At 60.2% G+C, this 4,131-nt stretch carries 4 protein-coding genes; all 4 read left to right on the forward strand.

What is annotated here, in order from left to right; translation table 11 throughout:
- Positions 1-658: hypothetical protein (locus tag QZL67_RS07890; protein WP_292920127.1), on the forward strand; the 658-nt coding region annotated here is incomplete at its 5' end.
- Positions 659-862: 204 nt separating this feature from the next.
- A complete protein-coding gene (locus QZL67_RS07895; RefSeq protein ID WP_022290180.1) occupies positions 863-2,731 on the forward strand; it encodes a hypothetical protein in 1,869 nt (622 codons plus the stop codon).
- 11 nt (positions 2,732-2,742) lie between these two features.
- Positions 2,743-3,690, forward strand: a complete 948-nt coding sequence (locus QZL67_RS07900; RefSeq protein WP_022290181.1) for a hypothetical protein — start codon at positions 2,743-2,745, stop codon at positions 3,688-3,690.
- A gap of 7 nt (positions 3,691-3,697) precedes the next feature.
- Positions 3,698-4,054: a hypothetical protein gene (locus tag QZL67_RS07905; RefSeq protein WP_022290182.1), complete on the forward strand. Its 357-nt coding sequence runs from the start codon at positions 3,698-3,700 to the stop codon at positions 4,052-4,054.
- Positions 4,055-4,131: the final 77 nt, after the last annotated feature.

Consider the following 4,131-nt stretch of genomic DNA (forward strand, 5'->3'; position numbering starts at 1 on the left):
CGAAGTGAAACTGGCGGCGCTGCAGCGCATTTTCTCCAATGACGGCGCTGCGCTGAACAAGGACGACAGCAACGAAGAATACCTCAACGCCATGCCCGCGGTGGCCAATGAAGCACTGACCATCCTCACCGGTGTGGGGGTCCCGCTGCTGGGCAGGCTGAACGTGGCAGTGACGCCGGACGTTGTGGAGCCGGAGAAGGACGGGGACACGCTGCGGATTCCGGTGACCTCCGGCGGTGTGGCCCGCATCGACATGCGGGAGACCGCCGAACGTTACCGGGCTCTGGTGTCCGGTGAGATCTACCGGGAGACGGAGCAGGAGGGATATGGCCCGACGGACTCCTGGAGCGTGGAGGGGACGGACACGCTGGTTCTTCCGGTGGGAGAGGCGGCGGTCTATACCGTCTACTACCAGGCCTATGCCCCGGTGATCTCCGCCTCCACACCGGACGGCACGGATCTGGGCGTTCCCCGGGAGGTGGCGGAGCTGGTGCCGCTGTACATCGGCGCAGAGCTCTACCGCGAGGATGACATCCAGATGAGCACCCAGATGCTCAACGAGTTTGAGGCGGGACTCTCCCGGCTCCAGACGGCGTCGGCGGCCCGTCCCGCCGGAGGCAGCGGAAGCGTCAAAAACACCAGCGGCTGGTGGAATTGACCGAAGCGCCGCCTGCGGCGGATAAAGCGAGGTCAATTCGAGGAAAGCGCCGAAGCGCTGCCAGTGGCAGAATAAGCGAGGGGCTTTCGAGGCAGGGCCCCGGTTGGCTGGCCCGAAAGGGACAGGGAACCGGATGGCCCAACGGTGAGCAGAGTGCCCCGGCTGGCACGACGGTGGAACAGCTTTTCAAAGGAGGCGAGCAGTTTGGCGCAGTTTTCGATCCCGGCGGCGGAGCCCAAGTATTCCGCCACAATTGAGTATTTCCGGGGGATTGACCTTCTGAACAGCCCCTCCAATGTGGACGAGAGCCGCTCTCCAGCGGCGCCCAACATGATCCGGGACCAGGTGGGCAAGGTGCGCAAGCGGATGGGCTATACCACCAGAGCCACCGCACCCAACGGCGGAAGGATCAACGGCGTCCACTTTCTGAACGGGGAGCGGCTGATCCATGCGGGAACCAAGCTCTATAAACTCGCCGGGACGGAGTGGACAGAGTTGGCAGACGGCATGGCGGACGCACGCTCCAAGAGCTTTTCCTTCGACGGAAAACTCTATCTTCTGGACGGAAATACCTACCGGGTGTACGACGGCACAGCGGTCAAGGCGGTGAGTGAGGAGGCCTATGTGCCCACCATCATCATCAGCCGCAGCCCGGATGGCGGCGGCACCACTTATGAGGCACTTAATCTTCTGGGGCTTGCCTGGAAGGAGTCTTTCCTGGGAAAAGCCGATGTAAAGGAGTATCAGCTTACAACTATTGAGTTGGGAGAAGAAGCGGTAAAAGCTGAGATCCTGGGAGAGGACGGTGAGTGGTCGGAAAAGACCGAGGGGACAGACTTCACCGTGGACCGGGAGAAGGGCCTGGTGACGTTCCATACAGCCCCCGGAGAGTCACCGGTCAAGGGGCAGGACAACGTCCGTATCACTGCCAGCAAAGCCCGGGAGGGATATGCCGACAAGATCAACAAGTGCCGGATCTTCGCCGTGTATGGTGTGGGGGGCGCGGAGGACCGGGTCTTCCTCTCCGGGAACCCCGACGAGCCGGGGCAGGACTGGTACTCCGGTTTTGAGGACCCCACCTATTTCCCGGATACCGCCTATACCAAAGTAAGCCGGGACGGCAGTGCCGTGGTGGGCTATGCCATTCTGGGCAATACGCTGGCCACTTTTCTGCAGGGAAAAGGAGTGGGCCGCAACGCTGTTGTTCGTACCGGCAGTCTGGATGCAGATGGGGAGGCCCTGTTCCGGGTGACCAATACGCTGCTGGGAGAGGCGCCGGTGGCGCCGTTCTCCTTCGCCTACATCGGTAAGGAGCCGCTGTTTCTCACGGAGCGGGGCATCTACGCCATTACGGCGGAGGAGCTGACCGGGGAGAAATATACCCAGGAGCGGAGCTACCTCATCTCCTCGGCGCTGATGGAGCTGGCCGGAAAGGCGGACGCCGCTGCGTCTATCTACCGGGATTTTTACGTGCTTTCCATCGGCGGGGACCTCTATCTGCTGGATGGCCAGCAGCGGACCTATGAGAAAAACAGCCCGTACAGCTCCTATCAGTACGAGGCCTATTACTGGCCCGGCATCGGCGCCCGGCTCACCTGGACAGAGGACGGCGTCCTGTGGTTTGGAACGGAGGACGGAAAGCTGAAGGAGTTTGCCCACAACGTGGACGATCCGGAGAGCTACAACGACGACGGGCAGGCTATCGACGCCTACTGGGAGACCAGCGACTTTGACGGGAAGACCTTCTTCAAGAACAAGACCTTCACCGCCGTGTCCGTCCGGTTGGCGGCGGCGGTGCTCACCGGCGTGAAGATCTACGCCCAGCGGCGGGGGATCTGGAATCTGGTCTATGATGCCAAGGAGCGGGCCCGATATTTTGACTGGAGCTATATCGATTTTTCCAAGTTCGTCTTTTCCTCGGACCGGACGCCACGAACCCTCAGCGGGAAGGTCAAGATCAAGAAGGTGGACAAGACCCGGTTCCGCCTGCAGAACAAAGAAAAAAACGAGCCCTTCGGTATTTACGCCTTCGGCGTGGAGTGGAAGGAGCCGGGCAGCAACTATAAGCGTTAGGAGGGGATGCCATGAGCGATTTGCAGAAGATCACAGAAGAGCAGATGAATGCGGTGGGCGTATGTTCCGCACCGGACGTTCTCAGCGGGTCCACGTCTGAGAACAAGGCCGTATTCGACAAGATGGTCCGGCAGCTGGTGGCGCCCGCCTATAATGCGGCGGTGGATGCCATCAATGCCATCAATCAGACAGAGAGTGGTATCCAGGCCGCAGAAGAGCAGCGCAGTCAGGCAGAAGCAGCACGGAGTGACGCGGAACAAAGCCGGGCGGAGGCAGAAGCGGCCAGAGCGGCGGCAGAGCTTGCGAGAGCAGCAGCGGAGGCGGCCCGGCAACTGGCGGAAACGGCGCGGGAGGACCTGGAAACCGGATATGTTTCCCAGGCCCGGGAAGCGGCGGAGGCGGCCCGAAAATCAGCGGAAGATGCAGCGGCGATTGCCGGCGGTGATTTTGCGACTAAGGTAAAAGGCGCCGTGGAAGGCAATCTGGCTTCGCTGGATCAGAGCGGGAACCTGAAGGACAGCGGAAAGAGGCCGGATGCTTTCGCAGACAAAGAGCATTCCCACCAAAAGGAGGACATTCAGAATTTTAACCACGCCTCCACCCACCGCACCGGCGGCGGGGATGCGCTCACACCAAGCGACATTGGAGCGTGTACGGCACCGGTGGCGGTGTCCGTGACGCTGACGGTCTCCGGGTGGAGCTCTGCGTCCGGCTGCTGGACCCAGACAGTGGCATGCACCGGGCTTTTGACCACCGACAACCAGAGCACGGTGATGGTGCTGCCGGGCGGCAGCAGTGACGCTGATGCCCGTATCCTGATCGATGAGGCGTATGCGGCGGTTGCGGGGCCTGGCGGGAAGTTCGAGTGCAGTTCTGACGGCCAGCTGACTGCCACCGGACCCAAGGGAGGCGACAAGCCCACCGTGAACCTGCCGCTGATCGTATGCATTGCGAGGTGAGGAGCATATGAGTGAACTGGGAAGATGTGTCCTGGCAGTCCAGAATAAGAACATGGCCCGGCGGGGGAGATTTGGTGTTTATTTCGATTCTCGTGGTAATGTCAGCGCTACCACAGTGGATGTGGGAATGGATTTTACGCACCTGTACATTCTGGCGGAGGCACCGCAGAATCCATTTTATGACACTGCCTATGCGTACATCAATGGAGCCTCTTATCAATTGGCAGCGGACAATAATGCCAAAGAATGGGCAACCAGCAGCTATATAGCGACGATCCTCAGCGTCAGTGGGCGGAAGTTCACCTTTAAACCGAATTATAACAAGGAGGGCGAGTACCGATATTACCTGTACTTTGCATGGTAAATCAAACATTGAGGAGCGGTCATTACATGAAAATTATTACCAACGGCGAGGAGATCACCGTGGCAGGAACCCCGGTC

Source organism: Oscillibacter sp. CAG:155 (assembly GCA_000436875.1).
GTDB lineage: Bacteria > Bacillota > Clostridia > Oscillospirales > Oscillospiraceae > Oscillibacter.